Origin of the sequence: Microlunatus soli (assembly GCF_900105385.1) — a bacterium.
Taxonomy (GTDB): Bacteria; Actinomycetota; Actinomycetes; order Propionibacteriales; family Propionibacteriaceae; genus Microlunatus; species Microlunatus soli.
Window position 1 is genome coordinate 3,260,311 of sequence record NZ_LT629772.1, and the last position, 22,773, is coordinate 3,283,083.

A 22,773-nucleotide genomic window follows, 5' to 3' on the forward strand; every position below is an offset into this window, starting at 1 on the left:
GGTGATCAAGGTCCCTGAGCCTGTCGAAGGGCACTCGGGCAGGCCCACGTTCCATCCGCTGACCGTCGCCGAGATCGATCAGCTGACCGACGACGCGGTCGCGATCACCTTCGATGTGCCGTCGGCGTTGGCCGCCCGGTACGACTTCGCCGCCGGTCAGTCCTTGACTCTGCGCCGCATCGTCGACGGGACGGACGAACGCCGGACCTATTCGATCTGTGCTCCGGTCGGCAGCCGGCCACGGATCGGTGTCCGGGAGATCCCCAACGGGCTGTTCTCCCGCTGGCTGGTGCACCAGGTCAGACCCGGTGACGTGATCGAGGTCCAGCCGCCCAGCGGCAATCTCCGGGCCGATCGGGTCGCCGGCAAGCGGCACCTCTGCATCGCCGCCGGGTCCGGGATCACGCCGATGTTGTCGGTGGCGTCGTCGGTGCTGGAGCGAGGCGCCGAGGTGACACTCCTCTACGGCAACCGGACCAGCACCTCGGTGATGTTCGCCGAGGACCTGGCCGACCTGAAGAACAGCCATCCGAGCCGGTTCGACCTGATCCACGTGCTGTCCCGCGAACCACGTGACGTCGATCTGTTCTCCGGCCGGCTGGACGCCGACCGGCTGCGCAGACTGCTCACCGAACTGGTGCCGGTGGCCGGCATGGATCACGTCTGGCTGTGCGGCCCGTTCGGTCTGCTCACCGACGCCCGGACGGTCCTGGCCGAGCTCGGTGTGCCCGGCTCGGCAGTGCACGTCGAGTTGTTCTACGTCGACCAGCCACCGCCGGAGCTGCGACATCCGGACCGGCAGCTCCGCGGACAGACCAGTGCCGTCACCGTGGTCCTGGACGGCCGCAGCACCACAACGGCGATGGCCGGCGATCGCAGCCTCCTGGACTCGGCCCAGCAGACCCGGGCCGATCTCCCGTTCGCCTGCAAGGGTGGGGTCTGCGGCACCTGCCGGGCGAAGCTGTGCGACGGTGAGGTCGACATGATCCGCAACTACGCCCTCGGGCCGGACGAGCTGGATCAGGGTTTCGTCCTGACCTGCCAGTCCTACCCGCTCAGCGATTCCGTCACCGTCGACTTCGACGCCTGATCCGACGCGACCCGACAACGACCGGACCGACACGATGAGAAGGGGACGACGATGACCGAGGCGTTCATCCTGGACGGGGTCCGGACACCGATCGGCCGTTACGGCGGTGCCCTGTCCGGCCACCGGCCCGACGACCTTGCCGCGTTGGTGATCGGCGCCCTGATCCGGCGGACCGCGATCGAGCCTGCCGAGGTCGACGAGGTGATCCTGGGGGCTGCCAACCAGGCCGGTGAGGACAACCGCAACGTGGCGCGGATGGCAAGTCTGCTGGCCGGACTGCCGGACAGCGTCCCCGGCTTCACCGTCAACCGGCTCTGCGCGTCGGGACTGACCTCGATCACCGTGGCCCGGCAGATGATCATCGCCGGCGACGCCGACCTGGTGATCGCCGGCGGGGTGGAGTCGATGACCAGAGCACCCTGGGTCACCGAGAAGCCGGCGAAGCCGTGGTCCCGTCCCGGTGCCAGCTTCGACACCTCGATCGGTTGGCGATTCACCAACCCTGCCTTCGACACCGACACCACGCTGACGATGCCGCAGACCGCAGAACGCGTTGCCGCCGAATGGCAGCTGACCCGCGAGGAGCTGGACGCCTTTGCGCTGCGCTCGCACCAGCGGGCCGTCGACGCAATCAAGAACGGCCGCTTCGCCGCGGAGATCATTCCGGTCGGTGAGGTGACCGACGACGAGGGCCCGCGACCGGACACCAGTGCCGAACGGCTGGCCGCGCTGCGCCCGATCCACGCTGCCGGTGGAGTGATCACGGCCGGCAACTCGAGTGCCCTGAACGACGGCGCGGCCGCAGTGATCATGATCAGTGACCGCTACGCCGAACGACACGGGCTGACGCCGCGGGCACGGGTGGTCGCCGGCGCGAGCGTCGGCGTGCCACCGGCGATCATGGGAATCGGTCCGGTACCGGCCACCCGGAAGGTGCTGTCCCGGACCGGATGGACCACAGATGATCTTGGAGCGATCGAGCTGAACGAGGCGTTCGCCTCGCAGTCCTTGGCCTGCATCCGTGATCTCGGTCTGGATCCGGAAGTGATCAACAAGGACGGCGGCGCGATCGCCCTCGGCCATCCGCTCGGCTGCTCCGGTACCCGGATCACGGTCACCCTGCTGGGGCGGATGGAGCGCGAACGCGTCGATCGTGGACTGGCCACGATGTGTGTCGGCGTCGGCCAGGGCGCAGCACTGTTGCTGGAGCGGGTGTGATCCGACGATGACCGTTCTGCCGCGGAAGATCGGTGTTTACGGCGGTGGTCGGATGGGGGCCGGCATCGCCCAGGCCTTCGCGGTCGCCGGCGCCGACGTCGTCATCATCGAGGCCGACGACCAGGCCGGGATCGCCGCCCGGCAACGGATCGAGAAGGTCTTGGCCACCTCGGCGGAGAAGGCCGGAGTGACCGCCGGCGGGACCGTCGAGGTCAGCAGCGCCCCGTCCGATCTGGCCGGGCTGCCGCTGGTGATCGAGGCCGTTCCGGAGGTCGCCGAGCTGAAGCGATCGGTGCTGGCGACGATCGCCGAACAGACCCCGTCGGCGATGATCGCCAGCAACACCAGCGCGTTGCCGATCGACGAACTCGCCGATGCGCTGACCGATCCGTCCCGACTGATCGGACTGCACTTCTTCAACCCGGTGCCGGTCAGCCAATTGGTGGAGGTCGTCGTCGGCAGCCGGACCGATCATGATCTGATGACCCGCGCCCGGGGGCTGGTCGAAGCCCTGGGGAAGCAGGCCATCACGGTCACCGATTCCCCCGGCTTCGCCAGCAGCAGGCTCGGCGTCGCCCTCGCCCTGGAGGCGATCCGGATGCTCGCCGACGGCGTCGCCTCGGCCGAGGACATCGACGCCGCCATGACACTGGGCTATCGGCATCCGACCGGCCCGCTGCGGACCACCGACATCGTAGGACTGGACGTCCGGCTGGCGATCGCCGAACACCTGGAACGTCAACTGGGGCAGCGATTCAGTCCACCGCAACTGCTCCGCGACAAGGTCGCCCGCGGCGAGCTGGGACGCAAGACCGGGCAGGGGTTCTACCGGTGGTGACCGATTCCGCCGATGCGTCCCGCTCCGCCGGCGTCATGTGGGCCGGTGACGCGGCCAGTGCGGCGCTCGGGATGCAGCTCGAACACGTCGGGCCCGGTACGGCGCGGGTCAGCATGGCGGTCCGAGCCGACATGGTCAACGGCTGGGACGTCTGCCACGGCGGGCTGATCGCCAGTCTCGCCGACAGCACCTTCGCCCTGGCCTGCAACAGCCACGGCACCGTGACCGTCGCCTCCGGATTCGAGATCGACTTCCTGGAACCGGCCTACCTGGGTGATCGGCTGACCGCCGAAGCCCACGAGCGCGTACGGCGTGGTCGATCCGGGATCTACGACGTCACCGTCACCCGTGGCGATACGGTGATCGCCCTGTTCCGCGGTCGCAGCCGTTCGCTGCAACGCCCCGTCGAGGAGAGTTGATCATGACCGATGCCGTACGGATCGAACGTGCCGGAGCCGTAGCCACCGTCACGCTGAATCGTCCGGAACGTCGCAACGCGATGACCCTGGAGCTGAAGACCGCGCTGCTGGACGCACTCCGAACTGTCGCCGATGATCATGAGATCCGCTGCGTGGTGCTGACCGGGGAGGGCAAGGGATTCTGCGTCGGGCAGGACCTGGCCGAGCACGCCGAGCTGCTGCAGTCCGCGCACGCTTCGGTGTTCAGCACGGTCGCCGAGCATTACGGCCCGATCGTCGAACTGCTGTCCGGGATGGCCAAGCCGGTCATCGCCGCGGTCAACGGGACCTGCGTCGGCGCCGGACTCGGCTTCGCGCTGTCCTGCGATCTACGGATCTTCGCCGAGGACGCCACCCTCGGCACCGCCTTCTCCGGCGTCGGCCTGACCTGCGACTCCGGACTGTCGGCCACCCTGCCGCGATCCGTCGGCGAAGCCCGCGCACGCGAACTGGTACTGCTCGGCCGCACCTTCACCCCCGCCGAGGCCGTCGGCTGGGGGATAACCGGCGAGATCGTCGCATCGTCGGCCGTCACCGAGACCGCGGCCCGGCTCGCCGAGCAACTCGCCGCCGGCCCCACCGTCGCCTACGCCGAGTCCAAACGCCTGCTCACCGCCGGCCTGGACGGCACCCTCGCCCAGGCGTTGGCCGCCGAATCAACCGCCCAGAACCGCTGCGGCGAGACCGAAGATCATCACAACGCCGTCCGCTCCTTCCTGGCCCGCGAGCAACCGACGTTCAACGGCCGCTGAACACCGCAAGACAATGCTCGGTCATGCCGGCCGCCAGGTCTGCCGGGGTGCGAATCCGTCCCGACGAAGCCAGTGTTCGGTGTAAAGGATCCGGTGCGGGGCGATGATCGTCAACGGATCGGCCGGCGGCTGATCGAGTGGACGGCCGCGTTCGGCGTATTCGGACTGCCACCGGAACGCCTCCCAGTAACGATCCGCGTCGGGATGATCCCGCTCGATCGTGCGCGCAGTCCCGAAGAGCTGGGCGCCACGACTGCTGGCCTGTCCGACCAGGGGAGCGAAGACAGCCGCGGAGACGCGAGGATCGCGGCGGAGGTTGCGCGACTTCGGCGACGCGTTCCAACTGGTGTAGAAGATCTCGAAGCCGAGGCTGTAGTACCGCACCGGTGTCGCCGCGGGTGAGCCGTCGGCGTTGACGGTCGCGATCACGGCCATGTTCTGGGTGGAGAGCAGGTTGAGGATGCGTTCCTCGAGTCGATCACGTGGGAGTTCTCGATCCGGCGCGGGACCGGCGAGCCAGGGGTTGGTCAGTGGCATCGCCCCAGGATCGCAGCACAGCGGGCAGAAAATCAGGAGAGGATCCGCGGATGCTGCGGTGAGAATGGCGGCCATGACGATGCACGCCGACCAGCTTCATGTCGACCCGGGCATCGTCCGGGGTCTGCTCGATGCACAGTTTCCGCAGTGGCGTGGTTTGCCGATCAGCCAACTGGAGACACCGGGGACGGTGAACGCGATCTTCCGCGTCGGCACCGACCTGGCTGCCCGGTTCCCGCTGGTCGGCGACGATCCTGCGCAGACCCGTACGATCCTGATGTCCGAGGCGGACGCCTCGCTGGAACTGGCCCCGGCCATCGGCGTACCGATCCCGGAGCCGGTGGTGATCGGCGAACCGGGCCCGGACTATCCGCTGCCATGGGCTGTGCAGACCTGGTTGTCCGGCCACGATGCGACGGTCGAGGACCCTGCGGAGTCGGACGCGTTCGCCGACGACCTGGTCGAACTGATCGCCGGGATGCGCGCCCTGGACACACGGGGTCGGCGCTTCGCCGGTATCGGTCGTGGCGGGCACCTACCGAATCACGACGACTGGCTGGAGGTGTGTTTCGACAACAGCGAAGAGCTGCTCGACGTGCCACTGCTGCGGCGGATCTGGGCCGACCTTCGCGCGCTGCCCGAGGTCGACGCCGACGCGATGTGTCATCGCGATCTCATCCCGCCCAATCTGCTCATCGACAACGGTCGTCTTGTCGGGGTGCTGGACTGCGGCGGCTTCGGCCCGGCAGACCCGGCCCTGGATCTGGTGGCGGCCTGGCATCTGCTGGCGGCGCCGCAGCGCGAGATCCTCCGTCGCGGGCTCGGATCCGGTGATCTTCAGTGGCGGCGCGGGATGGAATGGGCGTTCCAGCAGGCGATGGGTCTGGTCTGGTACTACCTCGAGTCCAACCCGACGATGAGTCGGTGGGGCCGGCGCACCCTGGACCGCATCGTCGAGGCCTGGGACGACCATGAGTGACTCCGGCAGTCCGCCATCGAAGCAGGGCGGCGTGCATCGGACGAATCTCTCGCAGCTCGGCACCCCGGTCCGGCCGATGGTCCGGGTCAGCGGCGGATTCGCCAACCGACTCCATCGGCTCGACACCGATCAGGGATCCTTTGCGGTGAAGGAAATGAACCTCCTCGACCGCCGCGAGACCTACCACCTCCAGGACGTGTTCCGGTTCGAACGGGCCGCGTTCGCGGCCGGCATCCCGATGCCGGAACCGGTGCTGGCCGACGACGACATCCTCGTCCATCGCTGGGTCGACGGCGAGACGATGCCCGTGGCGCCGGTCTCGCCGGCGTACGCGTTCGAGATCGGCGAGATCCTCGCTCGGATCCACGCGCTCGACGTCGACTGGCCGCACCCGCTCATCGAGGAGCCGACTCCGCGGGACTGGCCCGAACTCGCCGAACGAGCCGCAGCGAGCGGGCAGCCGTGGGCAGCCGAACTCGCCGCCCGGCTGGACACCTTTCTGGCGATCGCCGACCTGGTCGCCGGCTGCGTGCGGCCGGGTCCGGTCGTGCTGACCCACAAGGACATCCAGCCGTGGAACCTGCTGGCCCGCGACGGCCGTCCGGTGCTGCTGGACTGGGAGCTCTCCGGACTGCTCGATCTGTCCGGAGAGCTCGGGTCGACCGCGCTGAGCCTGGCGAAGGGACCCGGTCTGGACAGCATCGAGCCGACCGTCTTCCGAACCGTCCTGGACGGCTACGTCGCCGCCGGTGGCGCGCTGCCACCACCCGGGCCGAGCTGGTTCGTCTTCTTGATCGGCGGCTGGCTCGGCCACACCCGGTGGAACATCCTGCGCTGCCTCGCCGGTGTCGAGGCAGGCACCGGACCCGACCTCGCGCTGTCGCACCAGGTCGTGGCCGACGGCGTCCGCGGCCTGCCGATCATGTTCGACCGGCTCCCGGAGCTGCAGTCGCTGCTCACCTGAGTCGTCCGGCAGTCAGTGCTCAGGCTCGAACACGGCGAGCGTCGCGCCCTCGGGATCGGTGACGACGGCGTACGAACCGACGCCGGCGATCGCGGCCGACTCGGTCGCGGTGCCGCCGAGCCGGGTCGCGGTGCCGCGGGCGGTCTCCAGATCCGCGACGCCCACGAACGGCAGCCAGCCGGTGGGTTCGCCGTCGGCAACAGCCAGCGCCTCCGCCACCCGGGTGCCGTCGGTCGCGTCGAAGACGGCCGCTGCACCGTCCGGTGCCACGGTGGCCTGCCAGCCGACCGTGCCGGCGTAGAAGTCGGCAGCCGCGGCAACATCGGGAGTGCGCAGCCGATCCCACACGAAGCCGCTCGTCGCAGGCTCCGACGGCTCCAGCGGCGCGAACGAGCAGAAGATCGACATGTCCCGATCCAAGATCGGTGCGAGCCGCCCGAGACCCGGCACATCGGCAGGCTCACCGGTGGTGACGATGCCACCGGCCTGCGCCGCGGCCGTGGCGACGGCGTCCACGTCGGCGGCGCCGATGTACGGCGTCCAATGGCCGCCGAGTCCCGGCTTGACCTCACTGATCCCGCCGATCACGGTTGCGCCGGCGCGGATGATCCGGCCCATCGGGTAGGGCTCGGTGGTCCAGCCGAACAGGCCCTCGTAGAAGGCGATTGCGGTGGCCGGATCGACGGTGCGAAGTTCGTGCCGGATGAAGCGGCCGACGATGGTGGACATGATGCTCCTCGGAGGTTTGTCGTATAGTTAGCTGCATCAAGACAATAGTTGCATACGTGCAGCTATTAGATTAGGGAAGGTACTTCGCGCATGTCAAGACCGAACGGGATGCCCGCAGACGCCCACGACGTCTATCGGCGTTATCTGAGCGCGGTCGTGTTGCACGGGCAGGCCAGCGCCAACGCGGTCGGGCTCGGCGCAACCGACCTGTACGCGATGAACCTGCTCGCGCTCGGCGGCTCGATGACCTCCGGGGCGCTGGCCCGCCGTACCGGTCTGACCACCGGCGCCACGACCCGCCTGATCGACCGCCTGGAGAAGACCGGTCACCTCCGACGGGTGATCGATCCGGCGGACCGGCGCAAGATCATGGTGGAACCGGTCGGTCCCGGCACCGAGGACGTCGACACCGCTGTCGACCCGGCCCGCCGCGAGGTCGGCGAGCTGTTCGCGACCTACACCGAGGAGCAGCTCGCGACCCTGTTCGACTACTTCGCGCGGGCCACCGAGGCCTACCACCGCGCCATCACCGAACTCCGTGATGATGCACCCGATCGGCACATCGACGCACGCCCCGATGCACAATGAACTGATGTCCTTGACAGCGCAGGAACTGGTCGCCGCGCCGCGCGGACGCAGTCTCTGTCTGGCGACCGCGGAAGTCATCGACGAGTCGGTCGCCGCTGCGTGGATGGGCGCCGGCTTCCGGCCCGAGGACCGGACCAAGGTCGACGAGCTGGGCCGGGTGCTCGACCGGCTGGACGTGGCCGCCGTCCGCGGCTGGACCGACCCGCTGGTGTTCATCGGACCGGTGGCGCATGCCGTCGACTTCGCGATGGCCTGGCAGGAGCCGGAGGCCGAGGACGTCGTCGCCGCCGACCCGGCCGTGATCGAGGCTCTGCTGCCGATCGGCGAGGCGATCCTGGCCTCGCCGGCGGCCGGCTGGTGGCAGTCGCCGATCGATCTCTCGACCCTGCGACACACCAGCAAGTACGACGACGCGCATCCGCCGGAACCGCCCGGTCTGGCCGGCGCCGCCGACTTGGTCCGGGACTGGCGACGGTCGGCGGTGATCGGCAACCACCGCGATCAGCTGGAGTTGCCGGACGATCCGACGGCGCCGTACAGCGGGGTCTGGTGGTCATCGCCGAGCGGCCGCAACCCGATCCCGACCAGCACCCGCACATTGGACGGGCTCGGCTCGATCAAGCTGGTCTGGGAGGAGGACAGCTTCGGCCAGTGCGATGCCCTGGTCCGGCCGCTGGCGGTCACCGGATCGCCCCGGGTGTATGAGATCGACTGTCCGCAGGCGTGGACCGAGCTGGTCCGGCGCTACCCGCTGGACGTCAGCGCCTCCCGGCGGCACGACTGGTATCGCGCGACCGGGCGCGACGGCGGCTGGCTGATCCCCGACTACGTTGCGGTTGCCGCGGACTGGGACGCGATCCACCTGACGGTTGCCGGCTACCTGAGTACGGCGCTGCGGGCGCTGCCGGTGGTCGACGGTCATGCCACCGTGTTGGCCGGCTGGGATCCCGACCAGACCTGGTGGCTGGCCGACCTGCTGCAGCTCGCCGGTCCGGCGGAACACTGGCGATCCGTCGAGTCGGCCGACGGCCCGGACCTCGGCTGGCAGCCGGTCAGTGCACCTGGACGTTGACCGTGTGCCAGCCGGTCGCGCCGTCCGGAGCCGGTGCTGCCGTCGCCGCGGTCTGCGTCATCCCCTTCTTATCGGTTGCCCGGACCGTCAGCCGATGAGCACCGGGATCGGCATCCCAGCGATAGCTCCACTGCCGCCAGGTGTCGTCACTGACCGCATCGCCGAGCTTGGCCCGCTGCCACGGACCGTCGTCGATCCGCAACTCGACCCGTTCGACTCCGGTGTGCTGCGCCCACGCCACGCCACCGACGGCGACCGGGCCGGCCTGCGTGCTCCCGGTCGGGGTGTCGATCCGGGAGGCGAGCTTGATCGGACCGTAGGCCGACCACCCGAGCGGGGTCCAGTAGCCATGGTCGGCGGCGTAGCTGGTGACCTTGAGTTCGGTGACCCACTTGGTCGCCGACACGTAGCCGTACAGACCGGGCACCACCAGCCGGGCCGGGAAGCCGTGCTCGGCAGGCAGCGGCTGTCCGTTCATCCCGATCGCGACGATCGCATCCCGGTCCGGGTCGGTCAGCGCCGACAACGGTGAACCGGCGGTGAAGCCGTCGACGCTGCGGGACAGCACCATGTCCGCGCCGGCCTTGACCCCGGCCCGCTCCAGCAGTTCCCGGATCGGGTAGCCGAGCCAGCGCGCGTTACCGGCCAGGTTTCCGCCCACCTCGTTGGAGACGCAGGTCAGCGTCACGTAGAACTCCGACAGCGGCAGCGACAGCAGCTGATCCCAGCTGATCGTGATCGGCCGGTCGACCATCCCGGTGATCGTCAGCGACCAGTCCGCCGGATCGACCACGGGCACCTGCAGGGCGGTGTCGATCCGGTAGAAGCCGTCGTTGGCGGTCACGTACGGGGTGATGCCGGGGACCTGCAGATCGGCACCGGCCGGGACGGCCGGCGCGGTCCGTTGCGGGATCGGAAGTTTGATCTTGGAACGGGCCTGCAACGCCATCGACTTGCCGTGCGAGAAACCGCGGCTGGCGGCGCCGACCACAACGGCGCCGGCGGCCAGTGTCCCGGTCAGCACCAGGAATCCTCGACGGCCCACCGGTCGACCCGAATCGTCAAGCCCAGCAGGGGAATCCCACAGCCGAAGGCGATTGACCAACGGCCGTAGCACGAGGTAGGCGACGGCCAGTCCGATGACCACCGGCACATAGGCAGTGCCGGTGACGTCGGGTTGCCGGCCGATCGCGATCACGGAGAACGCCGTCAGCAGGACGGGGCCGATCAAGCCCGCGCTGCGGCGGGCGTACTCCAGTCGACCGGACGCACCGGCGACCAGCAGGGCGACCACTCCGACCACGGCCAGCAGGATCGGTTTGTCGGCGAATCCGAGCACCTCCTTGCCGAAGTTGATCACTCCGGCAGGTGCGATGTCGATCACCAACTCGCCGACCGCCGACAACGGCGACCCCAGCGGTGACACCAGCCAGGCCAGCAGCTCGGTCACCGACAGCCCGACCAGTCCGGCAACGATCCCGGACCACCAGGCCAGGCCCGACCCGCGATGCGGTGCCGGCGCCACGTCCGGGGTCGGCGGCAGGGTGGGGGTGCGTACGGCGGTCACCAATTCATCCTGCTCCCCGGTCTCGGTCCAGGGAAGGGCCGTCAGAGAACTGTAATCGTTGCGGCCTACCGTGGTCCCATGACCAGCGGGCAGCAGAGGGGCCGGGCGGCGTTGGACCGGGCGCTGCCGAGCTGTGTGCGATATCTCCCCGGTTGGGTCGCAGATCACCGGCGGATCTTCGCCGAGCTGGTGGAGGTGATCGACTGGGAACGCAACGACATCACCATCGCCGGTCGGACGATCCCGATCCCCCGGCTGACCTGTTGGATGGGGACCTCGCAGTACGTCTACTCCGGTGTCCGCAACGAACCCCGACCGACCCCGGCCGCGCTGACCGCACTGCAGCAGCAGGTGCAGGTCGAAGCCGGTGCGACCTTCAACTCCTGCCTGGCCAACCTCTATCGCGACGGTCACGACTCGATCTCCTACCACAGCGACGACGAGCCGGAGCTCGGCCGGCGGCCGACGATCGCGTCGATCAGTCTCGGCGACCGGCGACGGTTCGTGCTGCGGCACCAGGACAGCGGCGAACGCTGGGAGCTCGAGTTGGGCGCCGGTGACTTGTTGATCATGTCCGGTGAATCACAGTCGGACTACCGACACGCGGTGCCCAAGACCATGCGTCCGGTCGGGCAGCGGATGAATCTCACCTTCCGACAGTTCGCGACCTGATCGGTGACGCACGTCGGCCGAGCACTAGCATCGGGCCAGCAGGACCGTCGCCGGGGATCAGGGAGGATCCATGTCCGATCAGCTGGATGTCGATGCGGTGCTGGCCGCGCTCACCCTGGAGGAGAAGGCCTCGCTGAGCCTTGGCTCGGACATCTGGCACACCGCGCCGATCGAGCGACTCGGCGTCGAGTCGATCATGGTCTCCGACGGCCCGCACGGACTGCGGGCGCAGTTCGAACAGCAGACCGACAACGTCGGACTCGGCGACAGCGTTCCGGCCACCTGCTTCCCGACCGCCGCCGGCCTGGCCTCCTCCTGGAATCGCACGCTGCTGCGGCAGGTCGGCGAGGCCGTCGCCCGGGAATGCCTTCGCTGGCAGGTGTCGGTGCTGCTCGGCCCGGGCGTCAACATGAAGCGGTCCCCGTTGTGTGGACGCAACTTCGAGTACCTGTCGGAAGACCCGTATCTTGCCGGTGAGTTGGCGACCGCGCTGGTCCAGGGCGTGCAGAGCCAGGGCATCGGGACGTCGCTGAAGCACTTCGCGGCGAACAACCAGGAGACCGACCGGATGCGGGTCGACGCCGAAGTCGATCAGCGGACGTTGCGGGAGATCTACCTGCCGGCCTTCGAAAAGGTGGTGAAGACCGCCCGGCCGTGGACCGTGATGTGCGCCTACAACAAGATCAACGGCAGCTACGGTTCCGAACACCATCAGCTGCTCACCGAGATCCTCCGCGACGAATGGGGATTCGACGGGCTGGTGGTCTCGGACTGGGGTGCGGTCCATGATCGGGTCGCCTCGCTGGCCGCCGGACTCGATCTGGAGATGCCGCCGGTGCTGGGACACAGCGACGTCGCCGTCGTCGAAGCGGTCCGCGCCGGGACGCTGGACGAGAAGCTGCTCGACCGGACCGTACGGCGGGTGCTGGATCTGGTTGCCAAGTCCCGTCCGGCGCGGCAGGACGAGCACACCGTCGACCAGGCCGAGCAGCACGCGTTCGCCCGGGTCGCAGCCCGGGAATCGGCTGTGCTGTTGAAGAACGACGGCAACCTGCTGCCGCTGGATCCCGCCGCAACCACCCGGGTCCTGGTGGTCGGTGAGCTGGCCCGGACACCGCGCTACCAGGGGGCCGGTTCCTCCCAGGTCAACCCGACCCGGGTCGACATCCCGCTGGAGGAACTGCGGGCGCTGGCCGGCGACGCGATCACCATCGACTACGCGCCCGGCTACCGGCTGGACGAACCGACCGTCGATCCGGATCTTCGTGACGAAGCCGTCCGGATGGCGCAGAGCGCCGACGTCGTGCTGGCCTTCGTCGGCTTGCCGGACGCGGCCGAATCGGAAGGATTCGACCGGACCGACATCGACCTGCCGGCCAACCAGACCGAGCTGCTGGCGCAGCTGGCCGAGCAGACCGATCGGATCGCGGTGCTGATCGCGGGCGGGTCCGTCGTCGAGGTGGCGAGCTGGCAACGCCATGCCGCCACGATCATGGAATGCTGGCTGTCCGGCCAGGCCGCCGGCGGCGCGGTCGCGGACCTGATCTTCGGCGTCGCGAACCCGAGCGGCAAGCTCGCCGAAACCCTGCCGATCCGACTGCAGGACAACTCGTCCTACCTCAACTTCCCCGGCGGGGACGGGACGGTCCGCTACGGCGAGGGAGTCTTCATCGGCTACCGGGGCTACGACAAGTCCGAGCTCGCGGTCAGCTACCCGTTCGGTCACGGGCTGTCCTACACCACCTTCGCCATCGACGGCCTCGAGGTGTCGACCACGGGCAGCATCGCCGACGGTGACCTGGCGGTCACGGTTGCCGTGACGGTCACCAACACCGGCGACCGGGCGGGCGCCGAAGTGGTCCAGGTCTATGTGGGTGACCGGCAGAGCGCGGTGCCTCGGCCGCTGCGGGAGCTGAAGGCCTTCGACAAGATCGCTCTGGACCCCGGGGAGTCCGGCACCGTCGAACTGCGACTCGACGAGCGTGCGTTCGCCTTCTGGTCCACCAGGTTCGACCGCTGGCTGGTCGAGTCCGGGGACTTCGAGATCACCGTCGGTTCATCTTCTCGTGATCATGCGGCGAGTACGGTGATCACGATCGAGGCGCCACGCGTGGCGGTCCCGATCAATCGCGAAGCGACCCTGGCCGAGTGGCTCGCCGACCCGGCGGCCCGTGCGGTACTGCAACGACAACCGAAGGTGGCGACCATCCTGCAACACGCGGAGCCGACCATGATCAAGATGGTCGAGCAGATGCCGGTCTCGACCATCGCCGGCTTCGGGTTCGCGGGCTTCGGACCAGCCGACCTGGACCGTTTCCTCACCGAGATGGAGGCAGAGTGATGAGTCACCCGTTGGACGGCCGATCGATCCTGGTCACCGGCGCCGAAGGCAACATCGGCAGTGCTGTCTGCCGCCGATTGTCGGCCCTGGGTGCCAAGATCACCGGGCTGTCGTTGGCTGCCACGGATGATCATGAGTCGCCGCCGATGGTGCAGGCCCTGTACGGTGACACCACCGATCCCGAGGTGGTCGCCGACGCCCTGGACGGCATCGAACTGGTGGTGCACCTGGCCGCGATCCCGCACCCGATCGGCAACCCGGCGCCGAAGGTCTTCGGGACCAACGTGCAGTCGACCTTCAACGTGCTCTGGCAGGCAGCGGAGCGGGGGATCGGGCGGGCCGTGATCGCCAGCAGCATCAACCACACCGGGCTGCCGTTCAACAGCGATCCGACCGCCCGCCCGTCGTACTTCCCTGTGGACGAAGCGATGCCGTCCCAGCTCACCGACCCGTACGCGTTGAGCAAGGTGGTCGACGAGGTCACCGCGGGCACCGTCCATCGGCGGACCGGTATCGATGTGGTCGCGCTGCGATTCCCGTTCACGGTCCCGGCCGAGCAAGTGGCCCGGCGTGCGGAATCGTTGGCCGACGATCCGTCCGGTGCCGTTGTCGAGGCCTGGTCGTATCTGGATGTCCGCGACGCCGCGCTGGCGGTGGAGAAGGCGTTGGTCGCCGAGACCACCGGCGTCGTCCCTGTCTACGTCACTGCCGACGACACGTTGCTGCCGTATCCGACCGAGCAGGTGCTGGACCGCTACGCGCCCGGCATCCTGCGGACCCGGACCTTCGTCGGTCGGGAGGTGCCGATCGATCTCACCCGGGCCCGGACGCTGCTCGGATTCCGCGCCGAGCACCCGGTCGACGTCACGCCCCGGTCGCTGGACTGAGCCTGGCACAACCGATTCGCACCTGCGGCGCGGCACCGAACGGGTGCACCGGCGGCGTTGTCGACGCGCAACGGTGGGCTGTCGGGTCAGGAGCGATCGTTCGTGTTTTCCTGGCCTGCGCGTTGGTGCGGGATGAATACCGCGATGATCATGCTGACGATCGCTGCGCCGAGTCCGAGCATCAGCGTGAGCAGGAAGCTACCCTCGCTTGGTCCGGTCACGCCGTTGACTGTCGTGACGGAGTGCGCGAGGATCGCGCCGGTGACGGCTGAGGCAATCGTCGTGCCGAGTGAGCGCATGAGTGCGTTGAGGCCGTTTGCCGCCCCGGTCTCGTGCGCCGGCACAGCCTGCATGATGAGTGCCGGCATCGCGGCGTAGCCGAGGCCGACTCCTACGCCGAGCACGATGTTGACGACGAGGATCTGCCATGCGTCAGCGTGGAAGATCAACGCAAGCCCGTAGGCGAGCGCGAGGACTGCAGCGCCGATGATGAGCAGCGACTTAGCGCTCCAGCGCCGCTCGACCCTGCCTGCGAGGGGCGAGACGGCCATCATCGCCAGGCCTGATGGTGCGAGGATGAGTGCGGCGACCGTGAGCGTCAGCCCCAGACCAATGCCGGTCGCTCGCGGCAGCGCAAGTAGCTGCGGGAGCACCACATTCGATGCGAACAGGGCGAAGCCCAACGCGACAGAGGCGAGATTGGTGAGCAGTACGGGTCCACGCATGCTGACCCGGAGGTCGATGAGTGGATCCTTCATATGCAACTCGATCACACCCCACATCACCAGGACGACGCTGCCGCCGATCAGGAGGGTCAGAGTTCGTGCATCCCCCCACCCCCATTCACCACCACGCGAGACGGCGATGAGCAGGCCGACGAGCCCGAGTGCCAGCCCGATGATGCCGACGACGTCGATGCGTCCGCGCGTACGCTGGCTACTCGGGGGCACGACGACCGCATAGGCGATGAACGCGAGCGCAGCAATCCCCGCCGCCACCCAGAACAGCACATGCCAATCGAAATTCTCGGCGACGACCGCGCTGAGCGGTAGGCCGAGCGCGCCGCCGACGCCAAGGGTGGCACTGACGAGTGCGATACCCGAGCCGAGCTTCTGCGGCGGCAGCACGTCGCGAAGGATCGAGATACCCAACGGGATGACGCCAGCTGCCATGCCCTGCAGCATCCGCGCGATGATCATGGTCACCACATCATCTGAGAGGGCGGCGAGAACTGCGCCCAACGCCTGCAGTAGGAGGAGCGCCATGGCAACGCGCCGTTTGCCGAACATGTCGCCGAGCCGTCCGGCGACGGGCGTGCAGACCGCAGCAGCCACGAGGGTCGTGGTGATCGCCCATGCGGTGTTGTCACGCGTGGTGTGCAGCAGCTTCGGCAGCTCGCCCTGGATCGGAATGAGGATGGTCTGCATGAACGACGCACCGAGACCCGCGAAGGCCAGCACAGCAAGGATCTCCCACGAGCGGTGTTGGCGCCTGCGGTGGGCGCTTTCGGTTTCGTGCGTGCCGTGGCTGTCGGTTGTGGCCCTCGGAGCACCCGGGACCTGGGTGTGGTTCATCGGTCGTTCACCCGCTCCGATCTGTTCATCGTCATGGTGAGACACAGTCTCAATCAGTAGAAACCGTATCATCTAATAGACTTTAGGTCATGCCTAACGATGTGCGCGATCGCAGCCGCGAGATCCTGCGTGCCGAGTTAGCGGATGCCGCGGCCAGTTTTTGTGCCGAGCACGGCTTCGACGAGGTGACGACCGACGAGATTGCCCGTGGCATCGGCGTCTCGCGCGCGACCTTCTTCCGCTACTTCACCTCGAAGGAGGATGCGGTTGTCTCCGCTGCACACGGCTCCGCCGCGCGCGCTGGCACCTTCGCGCAGCGTGTCGCCGAGGTCGCCGATGCGGCCGAGCCCGGCACGACCGTGTGGGCGATCATCCGCACAGCTACCCAATCGATGATCGACACCGCCGAGACGCGTGGAGACCCGCTGAGGGCGCGCATCCGCATGATCACCGACGTGCCCGCACTCAAGGGCCAGTTGGCCTCCCAGCGCAGTATCGATCAGTCGGCTGTTACCGACGTGCTGCGCGGGCGGCTCGACAACGACCGCACCGCACGCGCCGCCGCCGCCGCCGGGGTCGCAGCCGTGGACCTCGCCTGGCAGGAATGGGCCCGCACACCCGGCTCGAAGCTGCGCCCCCTACTCGACGCCTATCTCACAGCGCTCGGCAATGTCGCGGCAGCGAAACTCACCTGAAGCCAACATCGGCGCCGCGATGGTGATCTTGACGTCACGACCAACCGGACGCCTCGCGCCCACCTCGATCGGGTCGACCGATCGAGGCGGGCGCGTTCCACGGCACTCAACCGGCGGCACTGTCCTCCAGCGCGGCGGCACCACCGAGGTGGGTGGCGAAGAACTGTTCCGCTGCACAGAACATGGTCAGCAGGTTCTCTGGGTTGACGATGAAGTGTCCTTCGTCGTCGAACACCAAGTAGTCGACCTCTACTCCACGCTGTCGTAGCTTCCCAACAATCGAGTCCGAATGTGTCCGCCGGGCACGGATGTCATTGGCCCCTTGGACGACCATCAACGGGCTGCGGATCTCGTCCACCCGGCTGATCGGCGAACGGGCGAGCATGTCAGCTTCCTGCTCTGGGTCCGATGGGTCGCCCACATAACGGAGCCAGTTGTTCGTCAGACCGGTCTTGGCATACTCGGGCACCGAGCGGATGAAGTCGGCGAGGTCCGACACGCCGACGTACTCCACCGCAGCCGCGAACGTGGTCGGAGTGAACGCGATCCCGACCAATGCGGCGTAGCCGCCGTAGGAGCCGCCGAACAGTCCGATGCGTTCGGGATCGGCGTGGCCGCTGTTGATCGCCCACTCCACGGCGTCGATCAGATCGTCGTGCATCCGCCCGGCGAACTCGCCGACCGCCGCCTCCATATGTTCTCGCCCGAATCCGGCGGAGCCACGGAACTGCGGCTGCAATACCGCGTACCCGCGATTTGCCCATAGCTGAACCGTCGGGTCGAAGCCCCACCAGTCCCGGGTCCAAGGGCCGCCGTGTGGCATCAGGATCATCGGCAGCCGCTCCGAGTTCGATGCGCCACGGGGCAATGTGAGGTAGGCCGGCACAGAGCGACCGTCTCGGGCGTGGATGACGATGTCTTTCACCGGCACCAGCAGGTCCGGGTCGAGATGCTCTGTCGTCCGTGCCAGCAGCAGGCTCTCTCCTGTCTCGTGGTCGTAGAGCCAGGTCTGCGGATCGCGATCATGGAGGAACGACACGATCCAGCGACGCCCTTCCACATCACTGGAGATCGTGCCGAGATCGCCATCGCAAAGAGAACGCAGCTCGGTGAGGACCTCGGCGAAGTGCGGATCGTGCGCGTGCACGACCATCCGCATTCCTTGATACCGCACGCCCAGGAGCTCCCCGGTTCGCCGGTGGCGGATGAGCGGGGAGGGCAGGCTAGTGAAGACCTGCCCCCGGGTGTCCAGATCGTAGGAGGGGTGCCGGTCGACCTCGGTCTCGACTCCCGTTCGCAGGTCGAGCCGGCCCAGATGCATCTGGTCCGTGCCGCGGTAGGAACCGAACCAGATTCCGGTGCCGTCCGGCGTCGCCTCGAACGGGTACACACCGATCGGATACGCGTCACCGTCGAAGGCGGCGATCCGATCGCTGCCCCGCCACAGCTCCCATGTCCCGTCGGCATGCAGGGTCTGTGTGAACACAGTGTCTCCGGCGATCATCGATGTTGCCCCCGCCCCGGGGCTTTCCGCAAGCACTGCCAGCGCACCGGACTCGATGTCGAGCTCGTAGAGGTCGAACTCTGCCGGGTCACGAGCATTGAGCTGGAGAACGGCGCGGCCCGGGCGACCTGGTCGCAGCTCGACCCGCTGGGCGGTGGCACCAGGGAAAGGGGTGAGGTCGACGACCGGAGCATCCGGGTTCTCAAGATCGATGCGGAACACGTGCCAGTTCTCGTCGCCGCCGCCATCCTGCTGATAGAGCAGCCATCGCGGGTCCGCGGTCCACTGATAGCGAGACACCGTGCGGGTGTCGTCGGCGGTGACGCACCGCGGTGCTGAGTTGCCGTCGAGGTCCTGGATCCACACGTTCAGCCGATTACGCCAGGGTGCCAAGAAGGCGATGCGCGTGCCGTCCGGAGAGATCGTGATACCCGTGCGCCCGGGATGGCGCAGCAAATCGTTGATCGGCATCAGGTCAGATGAGGTCATGAGGCTGTTCCCTTGAGGTCACTGGTCGAGGCGGGAGTGGCGGCAGTCGTCATGCGTACGGCGCTGCGGCGGATGGCCCACACCACGGCGGCCACGGCGAGAACGGTCAGTGGCGTGCCCAACACGAGATGCGCGATACCCAGGCCACCGGTGTTCTCCTCCAGATAAAGCCACTGTTGAATCACGAAGCGGGCGCCGAACACCAGCGCCACGGCACCGGTGGCGAGGTCGTGAGCCCGCAACACGCCGCGATCTGTACGCCAGGCATGTCGTCCGCCGTGAACGGCATTCCAGATGACGCCAGTCACCGGTCGTCGCACCAGCACGGACACCGCCGTCAGCACGAAACCGGCCAGCGAGCCCCAGATCCCCAGCACGAAAAAGTCACGGGAGGAACCCGTCCACGCCACGATCCCGGCAGCCACCGCAACGCCCGCCAGGCTGCCGATCGCAGAGACGACCCGCTCTCGGCGCGCCAAACGAATCACGAACAGCGCGACGCCGGCCGCGAGCGATACTCCGATCGTCAAGGGGAGGGGCAGGAAGACGTCGGCGACAACGAACACGATCACCGGCACGACGGAATACATCAGGCCAAGCGGGCCACCCAGCTGGTCGAGCACGCGGTGGTCGCGGTGGTCTTTCAGAGTGGAACTCATCAGTTTCTCCATCGGTCGTAAGGTGTTGAGACCGAGGAAAGGTCATGCCGTTACGGCATAGTCAAGTCGACCGTGCATTCAGGAGTGTCACTGATGGGATGGAGCACGCAACAGATCGCTGACCTTGCTGGCACGACGTTGCGTACTGTGCGGCACTATCACGAGATCGGCGTGCTGGCTGAACCACCCCGCGGAGCCAACGGATACAAGGACTATGGCGTCAGCCACCTCACCCAACTGCTGCGCATTCGGCGGCTCGTGGATTTCGGGGCACCGCTGAGCGAAATTCGCTCGATGCGTCTCGTCGATGACACTGAGAAAGCCTCCCTCGAGTACCGGGACAAGCTTCGTCACCTGGATGATGAAGCAGAACGTGCGATCCTGCGCCTGGAAACAATCAGGGCCGGGATCAGAGAAGAGCTTGACGCGGAGGAATCTGCCGCCCGAAGCGTGTTCCTACCCCCAAGTGCCGACAAGGACTTCATGACGGTGCTATCCCGGCTGCTGCACGCCGACACCCTGTCGTCGTGGAACAGCCTGCTCGAAACGAGGCCCGAGAACGCAGCACTCTCAGAGTTCGTAGACCTTGACGAATCGTCGACACCCACGAGCAGATCCGATCTGGCCACGAGGCTGGCCGACGTGGTCCGCCAGCTCTATGCCGATCATCCAGAACTGGCTGATCCCGTTTTCGCTCCGGGCCGCCAACGGCCGCTTGCACGCGCGGCTATCGGTATTGCGCTCAAGGAGCTTTACCGACCCGCGCAGCTTGACGTACTCGTGCGGCTCAACGCCCTACTCAGGCGTGATGATCGCTCGGTCGAGTAACGAGGGCGAAGAACGTAACAGCACTGCGCCCAACCCCGCGGCGGATTCAAGCTGTCGATGCAACAGATTGGTCGTCGTCGTTTGAGAGTAGTCGTTGGAGTGCTTCGGCTGGGGTGGCCCACTCCAGTGTTTTGCGGGGTCGGGTGTTGAGTTCGGCGGCGACCTGGTCGAGGAGCCCGGGCCCGTAGAAGGACAGGTCGGCGCCTTTGGGGAAGTACTGCCGCAGGAGCCCGTTGGTGTTCTCGTTGGTGCCACGTTGCCAGGGTGAGTGTGGATCGCAGAAGTAGACCGGAATCCCGGTCTCGGCGGTGATCTTGGTGTGGAGGGCCATCTCGCTGCCCTGGTCCCAGGTCAAGGACCGTTTGAGCTGTTCGGGTAGTTCGGTGATCTTGGCCGTCATCGCCTTGGCCACGGTCTGGGCGGTGTGGTCGTCGGGCAGGTGTAGCAACAGTACGAATCGGGTGGTGCGCTCGACCAGGGTGCCGATTGCGGACTTGCCGTGGGCGCCGATGATCAGGTCGCCTTCCCAGTGGCCGGGCATCAGCCGATCGTCGGCCTCGGCCGGGCGGTCGTGGATCGAGGACATGTCTTTCAACTTTGGCCGCAATTGCCGCCCCTGGTGTCGGCGTTGGACGCGGCCGGTGCGTAGTGCTTTGGCCTCGCCCAACCGTTGCTCGACCTCTCGTGCCAGCTCGCCCTTGGGGCGAACGTAGAGGGCCTGGTAGATCGTCTCGTGGGACACACGCATCTCCGGGTCGGCGGGAAAGTCCAGCCGCAGCCGCTGCGAGATCTGCTCCGGACTGTGTTTGGCAACCAACCGTTCCACGACTTCGTCGAACAAGCGAGTGCCAGGCACCAGCCGGGGCCGGGCGCCGGCCCGGTGCCGGCGCTGCTCGACCTTCGATTGGCCGATGCGGGCCCGATAGGATCCATCGACCTGGTCGGTGCCGCGGGCGATCTCACGGGTGATCGTGGACCGCGGTCTCCCCAACAGGTCAGCGATCCGGCTCGGTTTGTAGTGAAGGTTCAACAGGTCCTCGACCCGACACCGCTCGGTGAAGGTCACCATGCCATGGCCGGGCGTGATCTGGGCCTCGACCTCGGGATTCACCGTCGGTGGACGCACACCGCCAGCCTGCTGGAACCAGCGATAGCCGGTGACATCAGACACGCCCGCCGCGGCGGCTGCAGCCCGGACGCCCGCACCCTTGCGGAGCTCGGCCCAAAACAGCGGCCGCAACCGCGCTGATACCGAAGCCTCCAGACGGCCATGCCCCGGGGCCGGCAGCCCCAGGCCTGCCCAACCACCTGCGTCGGCCAGCCATCGATAACCACACACCGGCGACACCCCGACCGCGCGGGACGCGACCAGGATCGAAGCGCCCGATCGCAACGCAGCCCAGAACTCCTCGGTCGGCATGAACCTCGCCGCCATATGCAACACCTTCCTCTGGATCAGGTGTTGCATCTATTTCTTGAGTCTGCTCGCGCCATTCGCCCGAGGTGGCAGCCGCTCGTGGCACGAAAACAGCGGCTCGGGGACAGACGTTCGTCGTAGACACCAAGATCACGTTCAAACAGTCCCACCGCCAGCGGGTCACTGACCGCGCTCGCCGAGACGAGCAGAGTGATCAACGACTTCGCTGACGATCTCGGCTGGTGTCTCTAGACCGGTCGCCCGACAAAGCCCGCGAGTCGGGTATAGATATCGGCGTCAGCGGCTACCGGAACGGCTGACGCGAACGGTCCGCCGTCGACGCGGTCGTCCTCTGCGATGTTGCGGGAGAATCAGTCCAAAGCAGCGTGCGCCAACACCGGATCGAGCTCCACCCTGCGGCCCGTGACCTGAGCGAGGTCCCACGCGTGGACGGTGAACTCGTGGGTGTAGGCGTCCAGCAGCTCATTCCTGGTCATCGTCCCCCAGACCAACGCGAAGTCCTCGCCGAGCTTTCCATCCGCCGCCCAGACCTGATCGAACTCGCTGCGGGCACTTCGGAAGACATCGGCACACTCCTCGACGACGTCGTTGGCCGGATCGGTGACCAGAGTCATGTCGCGGCCGTCGCCGACGAGCGTGAGCTTGCGGAGCACTGCGACGAGGTGGGCCAACAGCATCTTCAGATCAAACTCGGCACATGGCGTGGGCAGGGCCAGCTGGGACGGGTGCACCGCGTCGACCTGACGCTGGGTTTGGTCGAGGGCTGCGCAAATCTGTCGTCGCGGATCAGTCGATGTATAGGTCATCGGGCCACGATGTCCTCCAGCTCGGACAATTCGCGACACCGCCTGACCTCGGGCCGCCGCGCCGGTCGACTACCCAACCCGGTGAAAG

At 67.5% G+C, this 22,773-nt stretch carries 22 protein-coding genes; 14 read left to right on the forward strand and 8 right to left on the reverse strand.

Going from position 1 to position 22,773, the window contains the following annotated elements; genetic code table 11:
- Position 1: 1 nt before the first annotated feature.
- From paaE to BLU38_RS14975, 5 genes are read left to right on the forward strand one after another with little or no spacing between them, the layout of a single operon-like run.
- Entirely contained in the window at positions 2 to 1,090 is a 1,089-nt protein-coding gene (paaE, locus tag BLU38_RS14955; protein WP_231920355.1) for a 1,2-phenylacetyl-CoA epoxidase subunit PaaE, read from the forward strand.
- A 51-nt stretch (positions 1,091 to 1,141) separates the two neighbouring features.
- A complete protein-coding gene (locus BLU38_RS14960; protein WP_091526026.1) occupies positions 1,142 to 2,308 on the forward strand; it encodes a thiolase family protein in 1,167 nt (388 codons plus the stop codon).
- Between the two features lie 7 nt (positions 2,309 to 2,315).
- Positions 2,316 to 3,146, forward strand: coding sequence for a 3-hydroxyacyl-CoA dehydrogenase family protein (locus BLU38_RS14965; RefSeq protein WP_091526028.1), 831 nt, complete (start codon positions 2,316 to 2,318; stop codon positions 3,144 to 3,146).
- Entirely contained in the window at positions 3,140 to 3,565 is a 426-nt protein-coding gene (paaI, locus tag BLU38_RS14970) for a hydroxyphenylacetyl-CoA thioesterase PaaI (RefSeq protein ID WP_231920356.1), read from the forward strand. The genes BLU38_RS14965 and paaI overlap by 7 nt, the downstream gene beginning before the upstream one ends.
- Before the next feature lie 2 nt (positions 3,566 to 3,567).
- Positions 3,568 to 4,356, forward strand: coding sequence for an enoyl-CoA hydratase/isomerase family protein (locus BLU38_RS14975; RefSeq protein WP_091526030.1), 789 nt, complete (start codon positions 3,568 to 3,570; stop codon positions 4,354 to 4,356).
- A gap of 21 nt (positions 4,357 to 4,377) precedes the next feature.
- Here the strand turns inward: BLU38_RS14975 and BLU38_RS14980 are convergent, their stop codons facing one another.
- The gene (locus BLU38_RS14980) at positions 4,378 to 4,893 is read right to left on the reverse strand and encodes a pyridoxamine 5'-phosphate oxidase family protein (protein WP_091532500.1); all 516 of its coding nucleotides are present in this window, start codon (positions 4,891 to 4,893) and stop codon (positions 4,378 to 4,380) included.
- Between the two features lie 73 nt (positions 4,894 to 4,966).
- Here BLU38_RS14980 and BLU38_RS14985 point away from each other — a divergent pair, with 73 nt between their 5' ends.
- Complete coding sequence (locus BLU38_RS14985) at positions 4,967 to 5,872, forward strand: aminoglycoside phosphotransferase family protein (protein ID WP_091532502.1); 906 nt, start codon at positions 4,967 to 4,969, stop codon at positions 5,870 to 5,872.
- Between the two features lie 31 nt (positions 5,873 to 5,903).
- On the forward strand, positions 5,904 to 6,836 hold the full coding sequence (locus tag BLU38_RS14990) for a phosphotransferase (RefSeq protein WP_231920357.1): 933 nt from the start codon (positions 5,904 to 5,906) through the stop codon (positions 6,834 to 6,836).
- Positions 6,837 to 6,848: 12 nt separating this feature from the next.
- Here BLU38_RS14990 and BLU38_RS14995 read toward each other — a convergent pair whose 3' ends face one another.
- Positions 6,849 to 7,565 (reverse strand): VOC family protein, encoded by a 717-nt coding sequence (locus BLU38_RS14995; protein ID WP_091526034.1) that lies wholly within the window; start codon positions 7,563 to 7,565, stop codon positions 6,849 to 6,851.
- Positions 7,566 to 7,655: 90 nt separating this feature from the next.
- On the opposite strand from BLU38_RS14995, the gene BLU38_RS15000 reads away from it, so the two are divergent.
- Positions 7,656 to 8,153, forward strand: coding sequence for a MarR family winged helix-turn-helix transcriptional regulator (locus BLU38_RS15000; protein ID WP_231920358.1), 498 nt, complete (start codon positions 7,656 to 7,658; stop codon positions 8,151 to 8,153).
- A 4-nt stretch (positions 8,154 to 8,157) separates the two neighbouring features.
- A complete protein-coding gene (locus BLU38_RS15005; protein ID WP_157683479.1) occupies positions 8,158 to 9,225 on the forward strand; it encodes a hypothetical protein in 1,068 nt (355 codons plus the stop codon).
- On the opposite strand, the gene BLU38_RS15010 is transcribed toward BLU38_RS15005, so the two are convergent.
- Positions 9,206 to 10,792: a molybdopterin-dependent oxidoreductase gene (locus tag BLU38_RS15010; protein WP_231920359.1), complete on the reverse strand. Its 1,587-nt coding sequence runs from the start codon at positions 10,790 to 10,792 to the stop codon at positions 9,206 to 9,208. The genes BLU38_RS15005 and BLU38_RS15010 overlap by 20 nt on opposite strands.
- Positions 10,793 to 10,870: 78 nt before the next feature.
- Here BLU38_RS15010 and BLU38_RS15015 point away from each other — a divergent pair, with 78 nt between their 5' ends.
- The 3 genes from BLU38_RS15015 (at position 10,871) to BLU38_RS15025 (ending at position 14,692) form a co-directional block, all read left to right on the forward strand.
- Positions 10,871 to 11,464, forward strand: a complete 594-nt coding sequence (locus BLU38_RS15015; protein WP_091526041.1) for an alpha-ketoglutarate-dependent dioxygenase AlkB family protein — start codon at positions 10,871 to 10,873, stop codon at positions 11,462 to 11,464.
- A 70-nt stretch (positions 11,465 to 11,534) separates the two neighbouring features.
- Complete coding sequence (locus tag BLU38_RS15020; RefSeq protein WP_091526043.1) at positions 11,535 to 13,805, forward strand: glycoside hydrolase family 3 C-terminal domain-containing protein; 2,271 nt, start codon at positions 11,535 to 11,537, stop codon at positions 13,803 to 13,805.
- Complete coding sequence (locus BLU38_RS15025) at positions 13,805 to 14,692, forward strand: NAD-dependent epimerase/dehydratase family protein (RefSeq protein ID WP_091526045.1); 888 nt, start codon at positions 13,805 to 13,807, stop codon at positions 14,690 to 14,692. Before BLU38_RS15020 ends, BLU38_RS15025 begins: the two co-directional genes overlap by 1 nt.
- A gap of 86 nt (positions 14,693 to 14,778) precedes the next feature.
- Here BLU38_RS15025 and BLU38_RS15030 read toward each other — a convergent pair whose 3' ends face one another.
- Complete coding sequence (locus BLU38_RS15030; RefSeq protein WP_091532506.1) at positions 14,779 to 16,266, reverse strand: MFS transporter; 1,488 nt, start codon at positions 16,264 to 16,266, stop codon at positions 14,779 to 14,781.
- An 89-nt stretch (positions 16,267 to 16,355) separates the two neighbouring features.
- Between BLU38_RS15030 and BLU38_RS15035 the strand changes: the two genes are divergently transcribed.
- Positions 16,356 to 16,961, forward strand: a complete 606-nt coding sequence (locus BLU38_RS15035) for a TetR/AcrR family transcriptional regulator (protein WP_091526047.1) — start codon at positions 16,356 to 16,358, stop codon at positions 16,959 to 16,961.
- Between the two features lie 106 nt (positions 16,962 to 17,067).
- Here the strand turns inward: BLU38_RS15035 and BLU38_RS15040 are convergent, their stop codons facing one another.
- Positions 17,068 to 18,936 (reverse strand): S9 family peptidase, encoded by a 1,869-nt coding sequence (locus BLU38_RS15040; protein WP_197680129.1) that lies wholly within the window; start codon positions 18,934 to 18,936, stop codon positions 17,068 to 17,070.
- A 14-nt stretch (positions 18,937 to 18,950) separates the two neighbouring features.
- Positions 18,951 to 19,625, reverse strand: coding sequence for a DUF3159 domain-containing protein (locus BLU38_RS15045; RefSeq protein ID WP_091526051.1), 675 nt, complete (start codon positions 19,623 to 19,625; stop codon positions 18,951 to 18,953).
- A gap of 81 nt (positions 19,626 to 19,706) precedes the next feature.
- Here BLU38_RS15045 and BLU38_RS15050 point away from each other — a divergent pair, with 81 nt between their 5' ends.
- On the forward strand, positions 19,707 to 20,441 hold the full coding sequence (locus BLU38_RS15050) for a MerR family transcriptional regulator (protein ID WP_091526053.1): 735 nt from the start codon (positions 19,707 to 19,709) through the stop codon (positions 20,439 to 20,441).
- Positions 20,442 to 20,487: 46 nt separating this feature from the next.
- Here the strand turns inward: BLU38_RS15050 and BLU38_RS15055 are convergent, their stop codons facing one another.
- Positions 20,488 to 21,876 carry an IS30 family transposase gene (locus tag BLU38_RS15055; protein ID WP_091518609.1) on the reverse strand — a complete coding sequence of 463 codons (1,389 nt, stop codon included), beginning with the start codon at positions 21,874 to 21,876 and terminating at the stop codon, positions 20,488 to 20,490.
- A gap of 353 nt (positions 21,877 to 22,229) precedes the next feature.
- Positions 22,230 to 22,685, reverse strand: coding sequence for a TIGR03086 family metal-binding protein (locus BLU38_RS15060; protein ID WP_091526055.1), 456 nt, complete (start codon positions 22,683 to 22,685; stop codon positions 22,230 to 22,232).
- Between the last annotated feature and the right edge of the window lie 88 nt (positions 22,686 to 22,773).

Coding starts and splice junctions, on each gene's coding strand:
- BLU38_RS14960 (WP_091526026.1), top strand. CDS start 1,142: ATGACCGAGGCGTTCATCCTGGACGGGGTCCGGACACCGATCGGCCGT.
- BLU38_RS14965 (WP_091526028.1), top strand. CDS start 2,316: ATGACCGTTCTGCCGCGGAAGATCGGTGTTTACGGCGGTGGTCGGATG.
- BLU38_RS14975 (WP_091526030.1), top strand. CDS start 3,568: ATGACCGATGCCGTACGGATCGAACGTGCCGGAGCCGTAGCCACCGTC.
- BLU38_RS14980 (WP_091532500.1), bottom strand. CDS start 4,893: ATGCCACTGACCAACCCCTGGCTCGCCGGTCCCGCGCCGGATCGAGAA.
- BLU38_RS14985 (WP_091532502.1), top strand. CDS start 4,967: ATGACGATGCACGCCGACCAGCTTCATGTCGACCCGGGCATCGTCCGG.
- BLU38_RS14995 (WP_091526034.1), bottom strand. CDS start 7,565: ATGTCCACCATCGTCGGCCGCTTCATCCGGCACGAACTTCGCACCGTC.
- BLU38_RS15000 (WP_231920358.1), top strand. CDS start 7,656: ATGTCAAGACCGAACGGGATGCCCGCAGACGCCCACGACGTCTATCGG.
- BLU38_RS15005 (WP_157683479.1), top strand. CDS start 8,158: ATGTCCTTGACAGCGCAGGAACTGGTCGCCGCGCCGCGCGGACGCAGT.
- BLU38_RS15015 (WP_091526041.1), top strand. CDS start 10,871: ATGACCAGCGGGCAGCAGAGGGGCCGGGCGGCGTTGGACCGGGCGCTG.
- BLU38_RS15020 (WP_091526043.1), top strand. CDS start 11,535: ATGTCCGATCAGCTGGATGTCGATGCGGTGCTGGCCGCGCTCACCCTG.
- BLU38_RS15025 (WP_091526045.1), top strand. CDS start 13,805: ATGAGTCACCCGTTGGACGGCCGATCGATCCTGGTCACCGGCGCCGAA.
- BLU38_RS15030 (WP_091532506.1), bottom strand. CDS start 16,266: ATGAACCACACCCAGGTCCCGGGTGCTCCGAGGGCCACAACCGACAGC.
- BLU38_RS15035 (WP_091526047.1), top strand. CDS start 16,356: ATGCCTAACGATGTGCGCGATCGCAGCCGCGAGATCCTGCGTGCCGAG.
- BLU38_RS15040 (WP_197680129.1), bottom strand. CDS start 18,936: ATGCCGATCAACGATTTGCTGCGCCATCCCGGGCGCACGGGTATCACG.
- BLU38_RS15045 (WP_091526051.1), bottom strand. CDS start 19,625: ATGGAGAAACTGATGAGTTCCACTCTGAAAGACCACCGCGACCACCGC.
- BLU38_RS15050 (WP_091526053.1), top strand. CDS start 19,707: ATGGGATGGAGCACGCAACAGATCGCTGACCTTGCTGGCACGACGTTG.
- BLU38_RS15055 (WP_091518609.1), bottom strand. CDS start 21,876: ATGGCGGCGAGGTTCATGCCGACCGAGGAGTTCTGGGCTGCGTTGCGA.
- BLU38_RS15060 (WP_091526055.1), bottom strand. CDS start 22,685: ATGACCTATACATCGACTGATCCGCGACGACAGATTTGCGCAGCCCTC.